General features: G+C 73.9%; 18 protein-coding genes. 7 read left to right on the top strand and 11 right to left on the bottom strand.

Annotated features, from left to right (window positions below; translation table 11 throughout):
* The first annotated feature begins 155 nt into the window (after positions 1-155).
* The 3 genes from BS72_RS30185 to BS72_RS30175 all read left to right on the top strand — a co-directional run bounded on the left by BS72_RS30185 (position 156) and on the right by BS72_RS30175 (position 3,380).
* Entirely contained in the window at positions 156-1,454 is a 1,299-nt protein-coding gene (locus BS72_RS30185; RefSeq protein WP_037918355.1) for a geranylgeranyl reductase family protein, read from the top strand.
* A 172-nt stretch (positions 1,455-1,626) separates the two neighbouring features.
* Positions 1,627-2,370 (top strand): hypothetical protein, encoded by a 744-nt coding sequence (locus tag BS72_RS30180; protein ID WP_157856360.1) that lies wholly within the window; start codon positions 1,627-1,629, stop codon positions 2,368-2,370.
* Positions 2,371-2,609: 239 nt separating this feature from the next.
* A complete protein-coding gene (locus BS72_RS30175) occupies positions 2,610-3,380 on the top strand; it encodes an SDR family oxidoreductase (protein ID WP_051951838.1) in 771 nt (256 codons plus the stop codon).
* Positions 3,381-3,390: 10 nt separating this feature from the next.
* On the opposite strand, the gene BS72_RS30170 is transcribed toward BS72_RS30175, so the two are convergent.
* A complete protein-coding gene (locus BS72_RS30170) occupies positions 3,391-4,197 on the bottom strand; it encodes a helix-turn-helix transcriptional regulator (RefSeq protein ID WP_037915017.1) in 807 nt (268 codons plus the stop codon).
* Positions 4,198-4,409: 212 nt separating this feature from the next.
* On the opposite strand from BS72_RS30170, the gene BS72_RS30165 reads away from it, so the two are divergent.
* Positions 4,410-4,838, top strand: a complete 429-nt coding sequence (locus tag BS72_RS30165) for a DUF2000 domain-containing protein (protein WP_037918353.1) — start codon at positions 4,410-4,412, stop codon at positions 4,836-4,838.
* A gap of 44 nt (positions 4,839-4,882) precedes the next feature.
* Here the strand turns inward: BS72_RS30165 and BS72_RS30160 are convergent, their stop codons facing one another.
* From BS72_RS30160 to BS72_RS39345, 8 genes are all read right to left on the bottom strand, one after another.
* The gene (locus BS72_RS30160) at positions 4,883-5,131 is read right to left on the bottom strand and encodes a hypothetical protein (protein ID WP_037915015.1); all 249 of its coding nucleotides are present in this window, start codon (positions 5,129-5,131) and stop codon (positions 4,883-4,885) included.
* A complete protein-coding gene (locus BS72_RS30155; protein ID WP_037918350.1) occupies positions 5,115-5,366 on the bottom strand; it encodes a DUF6400 family protein in 252 nt (83 codons plus the stop codon). Before BS72_RS30155 ends, BS72_RS30160 begins: the two co-directional genes overlap by 17 nt.
* A gap of 225 nt (positions 5,367-5,591) precedes the next feature.
* Positions 5,592-6,491 (bottom strand): fructosamine kinase family protein, encoded by a 900-nt coding sequence (locus BS72_RS30150; RefSeq protein WP_078901751.1) that lies wholly within the window; start codon positions 6,489-6,491, stop codon positions 5,592-5,594.
* Complete coding sequence (locus BS72_RS30145; protein ID WP_037918344.1) at positions 6,488-6,955, bottom strand: low molecular weight protein-tyrosine-phosphatase; 468 nt, start codon at positions 6,953-6,955, stop codon at positions 6,488-6,490. The genes BS72_RS30150 and BS72_RS30145 overlap by 4 nt, the downstream gene beginning before the upstream one ends.
* Positions 6,956-7,023: 68 nt before the next feature.
* Positions 7,024-7,344 (bottom strand): DMT family transporter, encoded by a 321-nt coding sequence (locus BS72_RS30140; RefSeq protein ID WP_037915014.1) that lies wholly within the window; start codon positions 7,342-7,344, stop codon positions 7,024-7,026.
* 754 nt (positions 7,345-8,098) lie between these two features.
* On the bottom strand, positions 8,099-8,860 hold the full coding sequence (locus tag BS72_RS30135; RefSeq protein ID WP_037915012.1) for a hypothetical protein: 762 nt from the start codon (positions 8,858-8,860) through the stop codon (positions 8,099-8,101).
* Complete coding sequence (locus tag BS72_RS30130; protein WP_157856359.1) at positions 8,857-9,771, bottom strand: hypothetical protein; 915 nt, start codon at positions 9,769-9,771, stop codon at positions 8,857-8,859. Before BS72_RS30130 ends, BS72_RS30135 begins: the two co-directional genes overlap by 4 nt.
* A gap of 212 nt (positions 9,772-9,983) precedes the next feature.
* Positions 9,984-10,949 carry a hypothetical protein gene (locus tag BS72_RS39345; protein WP_051951836.1) on the bottom strand — a complete coding sequence of 322 codons (966 nt, stop codon included), beginning with the start codon at positions 10,947-10,949 and terminating at the stop codon, positions 9,984-9,986.
* Positions 10,950-11,146: 197 nt separating this feature from the next.
* Between BS72_RS39345 and BS72_RS30120 the strand changes: the two genes are divergently transcribed.
* The 3 genes from BS72_RS30120 to BS72_RS30110 all read left to right on the top strand — a co-directional run bounded on the left by BS72_RS30120 (position 11,147) and on the right by BS72_RS30110 (position 14,281).
* Positions 11,147-12,232: an alpha/beta hydrolase gene (locus tag BS72_RS30120; RefSeq protein ID WP_051952072.1), complete on the top strand. Its 1,086-nt coding sequence runs from the start codon at positions 11,147-11,149 to the stop codon at positions 12,230-12,232.
* Between the two features lie 223 nt (positions 12,233-12,455).
* Complete coding sequence (locus tag BS72_RS30115) at positions 12,456-13,514, top strand: RICIN domain-containing protein (RefSeq protein ID WP_157856357.1); 1,059 nt, start codon at positions 12,456-12,458, stop codon at positions 13,512-13,514.
* Between the two features lie 284 nt (positions 13,515-13,798).
* Entirely contained in the window at positions 13,799-14,281 is a 483-nt protein-coding gene (locus tag BS72_RS30110; protein WP_037913361.1) for a hypothetical protein, read from the top strand.
* Here BS72_RS30110 and BS72_RS34905 read toward each other — a convergent pair.
* Positions 14,278-15,176 (bottom strand): IS5 family transposase gene (locus tag BS72_RS34905; RefSeq protein WP_107498862.1). Its coding sequence is split into 2 segments (ribosomal slippage): positions 14,278-14,822 and positions 14,822-15,176, totalling 900 coding nucleotides; the frame shifts between segments, so codons are not numbered across the junction. The two genes, BS72_RS30110 and BS72_RS34905, sit on opposite strands and share 4 nt — an antisense overlap.
* A gap of 204 nt (positions 15,177-15,380) precedes the next feature.
* A complete protein-coding gene (locus tag BS72_RS30100) occupies positions 15,381-15,953 on the bottom strand; it encodes an NADPH-dependent FMN reductase (RefSeq protein ID WP_037915006.1) in 573 nt (190 codons plus the stop codon).
* Positions 15,954-15,956 lie beyond the last annotated feature (3 nt).

Genomic DNA, 15,956 nt, shown 5'->3' with positions numbered 1-15,956 from the left:
GTCCCGGCGGTGCCCAGGTGTGCGGTCCAGATGGGCTGGGGAGGTTGTAGTGACGGATCGCAGCCGTGGGAAAGAGGAGGCAGGGCGTGTCCGAGAACGTCCCGGGACCGTCGCGGCCGGCGGGCGGCCCACCGTCCGGGGAGCGCGGGAAGAGCGTGCGGCCGTCCCCGTCCCCGTCCCAGGAGGAGACCGGAGCCGGCGAGGACGCCCAGGTGGTGGTGGTCGGGGCCGGTCCGGCCGGATCGGCCACCGCGCTCCACCTGGCCCGGGCGGGCGTGGACGTACTGCTGCTGGAGAAGGGCGGCTTCCCCCGCGAGAAGGTCTGCGGCGACGGACTGACCCCGCGCGGCGTCCACCAGCTGGTGCGGATGGGCGTGGACATCGACGCGCCCGGCTGGACGCGCCAGCGCGGCATGCGCTGGGTGTGCCGGGGCCGTGAGGTGCTCATCGAGTGGCCGTCGCTGGGCCGCTACCCGGACTTCGGGCTGACCCGCAGCCGCTACGACTTCGACCAGCTCCTCGCCGAGCACGCCACCGCCGCGGGCGCCCGGCTGCGCACCGGCGTCAAGGCCACCGCGCCGCTGCTCGACCGCTCCGGCCGGATCACCGGCGTGCACGCGGAGGTGGGTCCGCAGGGGCGGCCCGCGGTGTTCCGCGCGCCGCTCGTGGTGGCCGCCGAGGGCGCCTCGGCCCGCACCGCGCTGGCGATGGGGCTGGAGCGCGACACCCGGAGGCCGATGGCCACCGCGGCCCGCCGCTACTACCGCAGCCCGGCCCGCGCCGACGACCCGTACCTGGAGCTGTGGGCGGACCTGCGCTGCTCGCGCACCGACCGCGACCTGCCCGGCTACGGCTGGATCTTCCCGCTGGGCGACGGACGGGTGAACGTCGGCCTGGGCGCGCTGCCGCACCGCCGGCACGGCGCGGTCGACCTGCGCGGCACGCTGGAGCGATGGCTGGCCCGGCTGCCCGAGGAGTGGGGCATCACCGAGGAGAACGCCGACTCCCCGCTGCGCGGCGCCGCGCTGCCGATGGGCTTCAACCGCCGCCCCCAGTACGGCCGGGGGCTGCTCCTGGTCGGTGACAGCGCCGGCATGATCAGCCCGTGGAACGGCGAGGGCATCGCCCAGGCGCTGGAGGCCGGCGAGATCGCCGCCGAGACCGTCGCGATGGCGCTCACCCGCCCCCACGGCCCGCGCCGGGAGCAGGCCCTGCGCCGCTACCCCGACGAGATCGGCCGCCGCTGGGGCCGCTACTACCGGCTGGGCAACCTCGTGGCAGCGCAGGTCCTGGGCCGGGTCGGCTACGGCCCGCTGCTGCACGACCGGGTGATGGACAGTCCGCTGCTGCTGGCCGCGATGGCCCGGCTGCTCACCCAGCTCACCGACGAGCCGTCACAGGACGGCATCGACACCGTACTGAACACCCTGATCCGCCTGGTCCCGGCCCGCTGAGAGCCCGCCCACCGGCCCCGCGCCGTCCGTCGCCCCGCTCGGAGGGCACCGGCCGGCGGCAGACCGGGCCCCTTCGGGACAACAGCGCCCGGGCACGGGAGAATCGGCGCCCGAGGACATCGCCGCGGGCGCACGAGGCCCGCGGGGGACGGCGCCGGAGGAGGTCGTGGACGTGGGTCGCTGGTGGTGGGCGGCGCTGCTGCGGCGCCCGCAGGCAGGGCCGGCCGGCTCGCGCGGCCGCCTGCGGGCGGGCCCGATGGCGAAGGAGCGGCAGGAGCTGGTCCTTCGCGAGTGGGCGGCGCTGCTGGAGCAGTTGCGGCGGGTCGCCACGGCGCGGGTGGCCGACGCCGGCGACGCGCTGCGCGCCGGCGAGCTGGCACCGCCGCCGGGCAGCCACGCCGAGCGCGACTACCTGTGGGCCCTGGAGGCGTACGAGGCGGCGGGCCGGCTGCTCGACGACGCGGCGGACCTGCCCGACCTGGCCGCCGCGGTGGTACTGGCCGAGCGGGCGGTGGAGCGGCTGGAGGCGGCGCACGCGCGGCTGGCCGGGCAGCGGCCGCCCGCCGCGAAGCGGCGCTGCTCCTACAACCCGCTGCACGCCCCGGCCCGGCGCGAGCAGAAGCAGGACGGCCGCCGCGGGCGCCGTGCCCGGTTCGGCCCCCGGGAGGCGGCGGCAGAACGGTGGCCGGCGTGCGAGTCCTGCCACCGCGACCTGCTGGCGGGCCGGCCCCCGGACGTGCTGCCCGCGCTGGTCCGGGTGCGCGTCTCACGCCGGCGTACGGCGCCGGTGCTGGTGCCCTACCTCGCCGTGCCGCGCCAGTTCTCGCCCTGGGCCGCGTCGGCCTGCGGGGCCTACGGCGACGCCGTGCCCGGGTTCGTGCTGCGCGGCGGCCACCGGCGGGAAGCCCGGCCCTGACCGGTCCGCGTGCTTCCTCGGCGGCCGGGCCGGGGCGTAGGCGGCTGCCGTCGCAGGGACCGTCGCGGTAAAGGCCGGTCGGCGTCGGAAGGCGGGACGGTGGGTGCGGCACCACAATGGCGGGAGGGGGAGCAACCGACGCACGGAGGCGATCATGCGCTGCCGTTCGAAGGATTCGAGGGAGCAGACGAACGAGAAGGCGAGGGCGGAGTGGCCGCGGAGGCGGCTGGTGCGCTGCGGTGGCGCGGCGTGAGCGGCGCCGAGGGCGCAGCCGCGGGCGCGCGGGCGCGGTGCTGGCCGGGCAGACGGTCGTGGTGCTCGGGGGCAGCGCCGGGATCGGGTTGGAGACGGCGCGGCAGGTTCGGGCGGCCGGCGGTGAGGTGGTGCTGGTGGCCCGCGACGCCGAGCGGCTGGAGCGGGCGGCGGAGGAGGTGCGTCCGCTGGGCACGGCCGCGTTCGACGCCCAGGACACCGCGTCGCTGGAGCGCTTCTTCCGTGACCTGCCCGGGCCGGTCGACCACGTGCTGGTCACGGCGGGCAGCCCCTCCTACACGCCGCTGGCCGAGATGGACCTGGCCGAGGCCGGGCACGACTTCGGGCGGCGGGTCGCGACGACGCTGGCGGTGGCCCGGGCGGGCCGCGAGAAGGTCAGGGCGGGCGGGACCCTGCTGTTCGTCGGCGGTACGGGGGGCCGGCGGCCCGCGGTCGGGATGTCCGTCACGGCCGCGGTCACGGCGGCGCTGCCCGCGCTCACCGCCAACCTGGCGCTGGAGATCGCCCCGGTCCGGGTGAACCTCATCGCGGCCGGGTTCGTGGACACGCCGCTGTCCGCGTCGCTCCTCGGCGACCGGCTCGAAGCCCGCCGCGAGGAGCTGCGGCAGTCGCTGCCGATCCGCCGTGTCGTCGGCCCTGCCGATGTCGCGGCCCTGGCGCTGCACATCATGGCCAACGACGCCCTCACCGGCGCCGTCTACGACATCGACGGCGGCCAGCAGCTCCTCCCCGGCTGACGCCGTGCGGTCAGCGGCGGTGCGCGCCTCGGGCGTACCGCGCCGGCGTGACCCCCACCACCCGCTTGAAGTGCCGGGTCAGGTGCGGCTGGTCGTAGAAGCCCGCCGCGGTGGCCGCGGCGGCCGGCGCGAGGCCGTCCAGCAGCAGGCGGCGGGCGAGGTCGACCCGGCGGGCCGTCACGTACTGGTGCGGCGGAATCCCGTAGGCGGCGCGGAAGGCCCGCACGAGGTGGGCCGGGTGGACGTGCAGCACGCGGGCGGCCTGGTCGAGGGTGGGGGCGTCGCCCAGGTGCGCGTCGAGCAGGTCCCGCAGGTCACGGGCCGTACGAGGAGCGGGGCCGGGGTCGGGTTCGGCGGCGGGGCGCCGGGCGAGGTGGCCGCGCAGCCGCTCCACCACCAGCGCGAGCCGGCTCTCCGCCTCCAGCTCCTCGCCGCGCCGGGCCAGCGCGGTGTGCAGCAGCCCCACCCGGTGGCGCAGCAGCGGGTCGGCGAGGTCGGGGCCGTCCACGGCCGGCCCGATGAGGCTGGCGTCGAGGCGCGTGGTGTCCAGGTAGACGACCCGTTTGCGGAACCCGTGCGGTGTGGCGGGCGAGCCGTTGTGGGGCACGTGCGGCGGCAGCAGGCTCACCGTGTCCTGCGGCGTGCCGCGTACGTGCCGTTCCAGGTCGTAGCGGACCGCGCCGTCGTCGACGATGAGCAGCGTCCACGCGTCGTGCACGTGCATGGGGTAGGCGTGGTCGGTGAACCGGGCGTGGAAGACCTCCGTCACGCCCGTGACCGGCGGCCGCCAGGCGGTGGTCTCCTGCGCGCTGGTCATGCAAGAAACGTACAAGACCGCGGCCGCCGCCGGGAGCGAGGGTGAGCGGCATGACCACCACCGAAGTGAACGAGACCGTTGTGAACAGCACCGCCGTGGACAGGACCGTCGCCGACGGGACCACGGCCGGGACCGCCCTGGCGGCCGCCGCCGGAACCGCCGGGGGCACGACGGGCGGCGCCGGGGCCGCGCCCGACGGGGAGGCGGGCACCCTGGACGCCCTCGCGCCGGTCCGGTTCGACACGAAGATCGCCGTGCTGCTGCGCGACGACCTCCAGCCGTGGCAGCGGCTGAACGTGACGGCGTTCCTGGTCAGCGGCCTGGGCACGGTGTGCCCCGAGGTGGTCGGAGAGCCGTACGCGGACGCCGACGACACGGCGTACCTGCCGATGTTCCGGCAGCCGGTGCTCGTCTTCGAGGCCGGCGCCGCGACCCTCACCGCCGCGCACGGCAAGGCGCTGTCCCGGGCGCTGCCGCGGTCGGTGTTCACCGCGGACCTGTTCGGCACCGGCAACGACCGCGACAACCGCGCGGCGGTACGGGCGGTGCGCCGCGACGACCTCGACCTGGTGGGGCTGGCCGTCTACGGGCCGCGCAACGCGGTGGACAAGGTGCTCAAGGGCGCGCGGATGCATCCGTGAGGCCGACGCTCCCCTCCGGAGCGGGACGCGGAGGTCCTGGCCGGCTACGCCCAGGGGCCGCAGCCGCCGGGGCGGGGGCCGACCCCGGGCCGGGTGTTCAGCGACCACAGGTGCGCGCACCGCGGGCACTGGAGGTGGACCACCGGGCCGTCGTTGGAGATCAGGTACCGCCAGTGCTCGGCGCAGTTGCGGCCGTCGGCGCAGGCCGCGCAGTGGCGGGCGTCGTCGCAGACGGGGCACTCCACCCAGGCGCGGCGGGCGTCGTCCGCCCGCGGGTCAATGGGCAGCCGCACGGCCCGGCTCCTCACCCGGCAGCACACCGGCCGCCACCAGCAGGTCGTACGTGCGCTGCTGCTCGGCGTCCAGGTTCGAGTAGAGGAGGGCGTACGCCTCCTGCTCGCCCGTGAGGGCGGCCACCGGGTCCCAGTCGGGCCCGAGCGCGGCGAGGACCTCGGCCCGGCGCCGGGCCTCCTCGAAGGTCAGGTCGATGGCGAAGGGCACGAGATGGGGGGTGTCGTCCTGGTTCATGGCGAGACTTCCGATGTGGTGGCGGAACCCCACCATCTGTACCAGGCGCTCCGGTGACAGGGAAGGGTGACCTAAGTTGCCCGGCCCGGACCGTGGTCGGCGCGCGGTCCGGCCCGGTGCCCGCTCGCCCCCGGTTCGGCCGGTGGGGGTGGGCCGTTGCCGGTACCGCGCCCCGGTCCGGACGCGTGCGTCCGCCGGGGCGCTGTGGCGCGTCTCACGCCGGGGTCAGCCGGCGGACAGCGCCGATCGGGCCGCCGCCAGGGCTTGCGCGGCGTACCCGCGGCCGAAGAGGACGGCGTGCACCAGCAGCGGGAAGAGCTGGTGGAGGGGGACGCGGTCGGTCCAGCCCTCGGCCGGCGGCGCGACCTCCCGGTACGCACCGAGGATCCGTTCCAGGTGGGGGCAGCCGAAGAGGCGGAGCATGGCCAGGTCGGTCTCACGGTGGCCGCCGTGCGCGGCCGGGTCGATCAGCCACACGTGCCCGTCGGCGCCCCACAGGACGTTGCCGCTCCACAGGTCGCCGTGCAGCCGCGCGGGCGGTTCGGCCGGCCCGGCCAGCTCCGGCAGCCGCGCGCAGACCTCTTCCACCACGGCGGCCTCCGCCCGCGTGAGGGTGCCGGCGTCGACCGCCGCGCGCAGGTACGGCAGCACCCGGTACTCGGCGTACCAGCGCGGCCACTCCGCACCCGGGGTGTCGCGCATGGGCGCGAGCCCGATGCAGGCGTCCTCGGGGCCGCCGGGCGGCGGTGCCCCGAAGGCGGGGGCGCCGGCGGCGTGCAGGGCGGCCAGGGCGCGGCCGAACCGGTCGGCGGCGTCGGGGGCGGAGCGGCCCTCGCGGACGCGGCCGGTGACCAGCCACCGCTCGTCGTGTCCGTACACCTCGGGCACGGCCACCGCGCGTGCCGCGGCCAGCCAGCGCAGCCCCGCGGCCTCCGCCCGGACCGAGCCGGGACCCTCGCCGCGCTTGACCACCACGGCGGTGCCGTCGTCGAACTCGGCGGCGGTGACCGTCCCGGCCAGTGCCCGCGCGCCGCCCACCGCCCGCCCGGTCAGCCGGGCCGCGGCAGCCTCGGGCTCCTCCGCGCCCTCGGGTCCGGCGGGTCCGGCGCCCGGCGGCGGAGTCACGGGGCGAGGTGGTCGCGTACCCAGTCGAGCAGGCCGGGGGTGGCCGCCTCCACCATGGCCAGGACCTCCTCGAACCCGTCGGGGCCGCCGTAGTACGGGTCGGGCACGTCGGGGGCGTCCGGGGCGGCCCCGGGGTCGAAGGAGCGCATCAGCCGCACCCGGGCGGGGTCGTCGACGAGGGCACGCAGGGCCCGTTCGTGGCCGCGGTCCATGGCCAGGAACAGGTCGGCGTCCAGGTGCTCGGCGCCCACCTGCGCGGCGGTGTGCTCGACCGGGTACCCGTGGCGCCTCAGCACCTCGCCCGACCGGCGGTCGATCGGATCGCCCGCGTGCCAGTCGCCGATACCGGCACTGGTGACCCGGACCCGGTCGGCGAGGCCGGCCCGCCGCAGGTGTTCGCGGACCACGATGGCGGCCGAGGGCGAGCGGCAGATGTTCCCGCTGCAGACGAAGCACAGGTGCACGAGCACAGCCTACGACCCGCCTCCGCCCGGGGGACCAGGCCGCCGGAACCGGTTCTCGGCGGGCCGCCTCACCGGCCCGAGGTGGCCTTGAGGCCGACGACCGCCACGACCAGCAGGGAGACGAAGAATATCCGCGCGGTCGAGACGGGTTCGCCGAGTACGGCCATGCCCACCACGGCGGCACCGGCGGCGCCGATGCCGACCCACACACCGTAGGCGGTGCCGATCGGGAGGGTGGTGGCGGCGCGGGAGAGCAGCAGCATGCTCGCCACCACGGCGGCGCCGGTGAGCACGCTCGGCAGCGGCCGGGTGAAGCCGTCGGTGTACTTGATGCCCACCGACCAGGCGACCTCCAGCAGGCCGGCGACGACGATCAGGACCCATGCCATGACGGCACCTCCGCAGTTCTCGGGATACGGGGTGCACCGTCTTCGCAGGGTCCCGGTACGGCGCGCTCGTCGGGTTGCGAGGAGGGTAGCAAACAGTCTTTTTGCGGCGAAACGCGTGGCGGATTCTCTCCAGGGCCGTGGTCAGAACCGGCCACATACGGCGGCTTGACGGACCCGGTAAGGACCCACGGCGATTCCAGAAGCACTCCACCGGATCATTCGCGCGCTCAACTGGTGCCATATTGGCTGGAGTTGAACGTGACAGACCCCGATACGGGGTCGTGCACACAGGTCAAATGGCAGTCATTTGGAAATCAGATGAGATGTTGACAGCGTCAACGCACTGTCCTTAGCATCCTCGCATACGGGCCGGATAGATGTCCGTCGGCCGGACGGCGGAGGGGGCTGTCCGGCCGCCGGAACCGGACATCACACGATGAACCTCCCACCGCGAAGCGGTCGGAGCCCCGGCGCTGGAGCGCCGGACCCGCCCACTCGTGCGGGACGTTCATTCCTACCCGTCTCTCGCGCCCTCAACCCCGGCGGCCGCCATCGCTCCGCCGCCCTCCCCCGCCGGGCCCCGGCGCGGCGCCCCGGGCCCGATCCTCGGCCCGCCGTCACGGGCACAGGTGTTCACACTCGCGAACCCGCCCCCCGGCCGGGGGGACGACGACGGCGGAGTCCGCCCGAGGACAGGCGGCGGCGGGCGAACGTTCCGCGCCAGCCGGCGCCCGGTGCCCCCGGCGCGAACCCCTCAGGCGGCCAGCAGGTCGTCGAGCCGGTCGCGGACCCCGTCCCTGCCCCTGTTCCGGCTCGGCACCAGCCGGTCCCGGTCGTCCGGGTCGCGGGAGAGGACGTGCAACCGTCCGTCGTGGCGGGCGAGGACCAGGTCGGTGCTGACGCCGGCGATCTCGGCCGAGCCCTGGGCGGTGTACTGGGTCACGGTGACCAGCGCCGAACGCTCCGCGTCGGTGAGCACCGCGTCGGTGTCCACCGCCCGGTCCGGATCGGCCGAGGAGCCCCGCGGCAGCCACTCGGCGAGCATGTCCAGGGCATCGTCGAGCTTGTACAGGCCGATCTGGTGGACGCCGAGCGCGTCGATGCGGACCATCATGCAGATCTGCTCGGGCTGGGGAAGCAGCAGGATGCGCCACGGCTCCCCCGCCACCGTCCCGGTCGCGCGGGCGTCGAGCACCATGCGGGCCCGCTGCTGGAACGCGACCGCGATGCCCAGGTCCCCCCGCACCTGGACCTGCTCGCCGTCGGAGCCCGCCAGCAGCAACTGGCGGGCGGCCAGCGAGCGGACGGCCTCCGCGAGCACCTCGTCGGACACCCGGGCCTCCAGGAAGTCCACGATCGCGTCAACGGCGGTGAGTTCGGCGATGGTGTAGGCGCCGAGCAGTACCGGCCCGGTGTTCACCAGGTCCACCACGGCGGTGACCAGACCGGAGGGTACGGCCGCCTCGCCGGGGCTCTGGGGCGCGGGCCCGGGTGCGTTGCCCTGGTCGTCGCTCACTGCGAACCTCCCGTCCGCTTCATCTCCACCGCGGGCGGCTCCGCGCTCTCGCTGAGCACCAGGGCCGCGCCGCGCGACGGCGTTTCGGTGACCCACACCTCGGAGTTGCCGAACAGGCCCCGCCCGGCTCGGTCGTCCGACATCGCCTGGCCCAGCTCGCCGGACAGGTCCTCCCGGTCGGGCGGCGGGAACCTGGCCGCCAGGTCCTGGGAGACGGCCGTCGTGTCGTCGTTCTCCTCGATCCTGCGCAGGGCCTCGGTCAGCGACCGTGCCACCGGGGGCGTCAGCGAGGTCGGGACGGCCACGTTGGGCGACAGGTACATCGGGCGCCGCTCGGTCATCCGCGACAGGCCCCAGGGGCCGACGTTGCTGCGGGTGACCCGGTACACCACGTAGTCCATGAGGTGCCGGACGTCGCTCATGCTGGGCATCTTGCGCTTGCCGAAGGCCGCCGGGGTCTTCTCCAGCTGTACCCAGGTGCCCTGTCGGGTCCGCCCGTGCAGTTTCTCCCGCACCACCTGCCCGCGCATCCCGATGTCGGGGTAGCGCTTCTTGTCGATGTCGTGGTGGTGGCTGGACAGCCGCGGGTAGCTGACCTTGTCGAAGCGCCAGCTGTCGTACAGCCGCGGGTCGTCCACCAGCACATGGCCGCCGCACAGGACGTCGTGCAGCTGCGGAACCTGGAGTCCGTGCCCCTCAAGGTCGGCCAGGATCACCGCCTCCTCGGGGGTGAGGCCCTCGGCCGCGGCCACCAGCCCCTTCCGGTACTCCCCCGCGCGGGCGGTGATCTCGATCATCAGCCGCACTCGGGTACGCACCTCGTCCAGCTGCGCCGGGCGGATGGCGTCGGCTCCCGCGCCGCCGGTGCGCCCGGGGTGCAGGACAGAGGAACCTCTGTGCTTGCGATCCACCTGGCCAGTACAGCACAGCGGGTGACGACGCGCGCGGCGTCCTGCCCGCCACCGGGCAGGACCCGACGGCCGGGTGCCGGACCACCGGCCTCGATGGCCAGGCCCGCGCACCGGCCCCGGCGCCGACGCGCGCCGCTCAGGATCGCCGGACCGGCCGGGGCCTCATCGGGGCCGAGCCCGACGTCCCGACGGACCCGTCCCCGGGGACCTGTTCACAGCCAGCCGCGTCGCGCCGCCTGGACGCCAGCCTGGAAGCGGGTGGTGGCTCCCAGCATCGCCTGCAGGACGGCGACCCGGCGGACGACGGTCCGCCTGCCGACGCCCAGCCGTCGGGCGATGGCGTCGTCGGTGGCGCCGCTGGCCATCAGGGAGAGGATCTGCCGGTCTCGGCCCTCGACGTGCGCCATGCCGCCCGCCGGCGACACCGGAACGGCGAACCGCCACACGATCTCGAACACGTTCGAAAGAGCCCTGAGCAGGCTCGACGGGCGGATCAGCAGGCTGACGATCCCCGGGCGGTCGTCCGCGTCGAGGGTCACGATCGCCAGGTCGCCGTCCCCGATGACGAGCTTCAGCGGCAGCTCGTCCAGGGTCCGCGCGTGCTCACCCGCCTCGATCATGCGCGCCATGCCCGGCCCGGCGACGGGATCGTCGAACGCGGTCTCGTAGTAGATCGTGCGGTAGACCACGCCGGCGGCCATCCGCTCGCGCTGCAGCGCCTCCTGGGTGAGCTGGTAGGACGGCGATCCGGAGTACGGCGGCATGTCGATGACCCGTACCTGGTGCCGGGCGGAACTCTGCAACTGCCGTGCGGCGGCGAGGAAACGCGGCACGTCGGCGACGACCTCCAGGGCACCGTAGCGGCCGGTGTCCTGCCTGGCCGAGCGGTAGAGGCGTTCGAGCTCGGCCCCGGCACGGCGCAGCCGGGCGTGACGGGCGGCGTCGCACCGCAGGAGCTCCTCGACCACCAGCGGCGGCGGCAGGGCGTCCCAGGTGCGGTCGGCATCACCCACCGCGACGACCGCCTCCTCGGCGGCGAGTTCCTCCAGCGCGGCCCGGACCCTCCGCGGGGGCAGCCCGGTCAGGTCCGCCAGCGCGCCGGCCGGGGAGTTCGGGTGCTCCACCAGGGCCCGGTACACGCGTCCGCCGTCGGAGTCGGGGTCCAACGCGCCGGGCACGGCAACCCCCATCGACGTGGTGACTCCGGTCAGCTCGACCCGCCCATCCTGGGGAGTATGTGGCCTGTGTGGGCCGTGGCACAACTGGGCCGGGACGGAACGCTGTCGTCCACCGGGGCTGTTGGGGTCAGATGGTCACCGCCCGGTTCGCGGCACCGGTGCGCGCCGTCCGCCATCCCGACTCCAGAGGAACCGTGATGAGCTCTCTCCTGCCCGGTGTGCGCCCGCGGGTGAAGGCGGTGGCGGCCGCCCTCGCCACGGTCGCGCTCCTGCTGGCGGCCCCGCTCGCGCACGCCGACCCCTCGGTCCCGCCGACCCTGGTGGACGGCTTCGGCCTGACCCAGGTCGGCGACGCCACCGGCACGTCCACCGACTTCGTGATCACCGTGGACACGCCCCAGGTCGCCAAGGAGCACCACATCAAGATCATCCTGCCGAGCGGCTACTGGTCCGATCCGACCAGGCGCTACCCGGTGCTGTACTTCCTGCACGGCTCACCCGACGACCCCGTCTACCAGAACTACCCGGCCCTGAGCACCGACTCGATGATCACCGTCATCCCGGACGGCGGGCCGAGAGGCTGGTATGCCGACTGGCGCGACCAGGACACCGCCGCCGGTGCGCAGAACTGGGAGACCTTCCACCTCGACCAGGTGGTCCCCTTCATCGACGCCAACCTCCGCACCATCGCCGCCAAGCAGGGCCGCGCCGTCGCCGGCGTGTCGATGGGCGGCTTCGGCGCGCTGCACTACGCCCAGGACCGCCCCGACCTGTTCGGCCAGGTCGCCTCGCTGTCGGGGGACATCGACCTGTCGGTGGACTCCATGGACCTGCGCCTGGCCGTGGTGGCCTCCCTGACCAACGCGGTCGGCGGCTTCTGCGGTTCGACCCCGCTCTCCGGCTCCGGCGACTGCACCGGCCTCTACACCCCCGCGGTGTCGAGTGATGCCCTCTTCGGGTCGCCCTACCCGGTGTTCGACGCGGACCGGCTGTGGAACGACGCCGACCCGTCCACCCACATGGACAGGCTGTCCGGCGTCGGCATCACGATCTACACCGGCGACGGCGGCGGCGACCCCACCTCCCTGGAGTTCTGGGTCGAGGGGGCGAACACCCACGCCAAGGAGCACCTGGACGCCCTCGGCATGCCCTACCGCTACGTGGACTACGGGGACGGCTCCACCTGGGGCAGCCAGTGCGACGGAGGCCACGACGCCGGCTGCTGGGCCCAGGACCTCGTGGACTACGTACCCCGCCTGGAGCAGGCGTTCGCCGCCGCCTGAGCCGCACATCGCCACCCCGCCCGAGCCACCCCGCCCCGAGCGGCGCGGGCAGCTCCGGGGACGCCGACGCGCCGCCGACGCAAGAGCCGTCCGCGGCCGTACGGAGGGCCGAGGCCCCGCGCCCCGGCGCCACGCACCACCACCGCCACCGCCACCGCCACCGGCGTCGAGCCGGAACCCGATGAAGGGACCTCCCATGCCCGCCTCAAGGAAGAGGAAGCACGTGACGATCTCCAGGAGAGTGCTCGCCGTCCTGGTCGCGGCGGCCTGCGTCGTGCTGGGGCTCGCGGCCTCCACCGCCACCGCGGTGCCCCGGCAGGCGGCCGACGTCTCCACCCTCGGCCAGATCACCTTGCAGTCCGTCAGCAACGGCCGCGCCCTGGACGTCCAGAACGGAACACCGGGCGCCGGCTCCATCCTCGTCACCAACTCGGCGCCCGGCTACGACGAGTCCTGGCACGTCGGCGCCGAGGGGTCCGACGCGTCCTTCACCGTCGTCAACAACACCACCGGCGAGTGCGTCGACTCCGGCCTCCCGCTCCGGCAGCAGCCGTGCGACGGCCGGGCGAGCGAACTGTGGTACTTCCAGCCGATCGCCGGGTCCGCGCAGCACGCCTTCATGATCCGGCACGAGGGCGACAGCAACTGCCTGGACCTGTGGTACAACGCACAGTACGACGACGCGTGGACCGACAGCTACGGATGCAACGGCTCGACGGCGCAGCAGTGGGTGCTGCCCGCCACGGCGTACCAGTCGGCGTGGAACCTGGCCGTGGACCACGCCGCCACCCAGTGCCAGGGCACCCCGTCCTCCTGCTCGTGGACGGCCACGGCCCAGTCCCCGGCCGCCCCGCTGCCGACCGTGTGCGTCTCGCCCGTCTGGTACAACGCCACCTCCGCGCCCGTGCCCTGGACCTTCTCGATCAACAACACCACGGGCTGGGCGAGCACCATCGGCTTCAGCCTGACGTCGGAGCTGACCGCCGGCACCGCCGCGGCCCTGCAGGCGAAGGTCAGCACCACCGTCAGCGGTTCGACGACCCTGAACATCAGTCAGACCCTCGGCAACAGCCTGACCCTGACGGTACCGACGGCCCAGTACGGATGGGTGGCCCTGTCGGAGCTGGCGACGCAGATCACCGGCGACTGGACGTTCGACACCCAGGGCTTCCCCTGGACCGCCGACGACACCGTCACGGTGCCGCTCACCACCGACCCGAGCGGCGCGGCCAGCATCTACGTCGCCCGCACCAGCCCGACGTTCACCTCCTGCTCCGCCTAGGCCCTGTCTGACACATGATGTCGTCCGCCCGTATAGGCGGGGTGGGCGGTGCCTGGTGCGTGCGATGGCACAGCGGAGAGTGGGGGTACCTCCCGGGCCGCCAGGCCCAGGGGGAGGGAGCCCGGCGGGCTGCGCCGACGACCGGCAACGCGGCAAGCGTGCGTGCCAGGCACCGCCCACCCGACAGGATGTGTCAGACACGCCCTAGGTCGTGTCTGACAATGACCAGGTTGTGGCGGCTTTCTCTGCGGAGTGGGCTGGCTGCCTGTGGGAGGATCCAGCATGTGATCAGGCAGGATGGTGTCCGGGTCCGCGAGTTCGTACTCGTGGACGGGTTTCGCCCTGCGGACGTTGCGCGTGTTCATCGCGAAGCGCTTCATGTGCTGCGTTCGAGCATCGACGCAGCCCACATCGACGCCTATAGCGGTGACCTCTGGCCGGTCGAAGTCCTGCACTCGTATGAGCGTGCGCTATCGCTGGCTCGGCAGGATGTCGTGAGCGGTACCCGGTCCAGGCGCTCCGATCCTGGGATGGGGATCGACCTTGATGTCCGAGACGACGGGCACTTCAGGGTGCTGTCGGACTTGGCTCCCTACACAATCCACGCCGAAGGCTGGCGGGACGGCCGGCTGGTCTTCAGCGCCAGCGACTCGGGAACGGCCCTGTGGGTTGAGGTCACGCAGGAACAGGAAGCAGCGCTCCTGTCCCGATTGGGTCAGCTGGGGATCCCATCGGGTGTGCTCGCCGTGCTGCCACCCGCGCGCTAAACGCGTGCCGACGCGGGCTCGCGGAGCCAGAGGATCAGCGAGGCGAGGCGGAGTCCGGCCTGGTAGCGGTCCGCGAGCTTGTCGAAGCGGGTTGCTACCGCGCGGAACTGCTTGAGCCGGTTGAAGCACCTCTCGACGACGTTGCGGTGCTTGTACGCTTCTGCGTCGAAGACGGGAGGCCGGCCGCCTTGGGAGGCCCGACGGAGCCGGTTGGCGACCTGGTCAGAGCGTTCAGGGATCGTAACGGCGATGCCATGACGCCTGCACCAGGCGCGGATCGCCCGGGACGAATAGGCCTTGTCCGCCAGGACCCGGTCCGGGCGGGTGCGTGGCCTTCCCCGCCCGGCGCGCGGGACACGGACGGCGTCCAGTACCGCTTCGAACAGGGTGGAGTCGTTGACGTTGCCGGGCGTGAGCACGAGCGACAGCGGCAGGCCGCGGCCATCAACCGCCAGGTGGACCTTGGTGGTCAGGCCGCCCCGGGACCGGCCGAGGGCCTGCCGTGCCGCCGAGCGTTCCGGATCTTCCAGTTTGTCCCCGTCGGCCTCCCCTTTTTGCGGGCGCCTGCCGCATGTTGATGGGCGCGATTGATCGTGGAGTCCACCGAAACCGTCCACTCCACCGCGCCCACCGCGTCATCACGGACCTGGATGTGCTCCAGCAGCTTCGCCCAGGTACCGTCCGCATCCCAGCGGGCGAACCGCTCATAGACCGTCTGCCACGGCCCATACCGCTCCGGCAGATCACGCCACGGCGCACCCGTCCGCAGTCGCCACAGCACCCCGTTGACCACCTGCCGATGATCCCGCCACGGGCGTCCACACCCGTCCGCGCCCGGAAGCAGCGGCTCTATCCGCTCCCACGCTGTATCCGTCAGCTCGCCTCGACCCGTCACAAGATCATTATCAGACACGGCCTAGCGGCGCCTTCCGGTCCCGGCCTCACGAGGCCGGGACCGGAAGGCGCCGGGACACGCCCCGCGGGATGCGTCGGCGTCGCGGACCCCCGTCCGGTCGCGGACCCCCGTCCGGTGGTGCGACCGGCCGCGGCGCGAAGGGGGCACGGCCGGGCTGCGGTAGGGCCCGGTCGGCGGTAGCGGCTAGGCGCCCTGGCGCAGCGGACGCAGTGCCGCCTCGACCCGGACCAGCTCGTCGAGCATGGTCTTCGAGGCGGCGGCGACCACCTCGTTGGGCTGGAACTGCGCCTCGTCGTCGATCATCTGGTGGACGAAGGGGATGCTGACGGCCTCCACGAGCGGGGTCATCTTCAGCGTGGTGACGACCTGCTTGATCGCCTGCACCGCGCGGGTGCCGGCGGACACCCCGCCGTAGCTGAGGAAGCCGACCGGCTTGTAGAGCCACTCGTTGTGCAGGAAGTCGATGGCGTTCTTCAGCTCGGCGTTGTAGCCGTAGTTGTACTCCGGCATCACGAACACGAGGGCGTCGACGCCGGCGATCCGGGCGCTCCAGTCCCTGGTGTGCTGCTTGGTGTACTGGCCCAGGCGCGGGTGGTTCGGCTCGTCCATGAACGGCAGTGCCACCTCGGCGAGGTCGATCAGCCGCACCTCGTCGAAGCCCCCGTGGGCGCGGGCATCCCCCTCGAACCACTGGGCGATCGGCAGGCCGATCCGACCGGGCCGCGTGCTCGCCACTATGATCCCGAGCTTCGACATTCG

It is taken from the genome of Actinacidiphila yeochonensis CN732 (assembly GCF_000745345.1).
In the GTDB taxonomy this organism is placed as follows: domain Bacteria; phylum Actinomycetota; class Actinomycetes; order Streptomycetales; family Streptomycetaceae; genus Actinacidiphila; species Actinacidiphila yeochonensis.
Note: the sequence above shows the minus strand (reverse complement) of the source record. Positions and strands in the feature narration are given on the sequence as shown.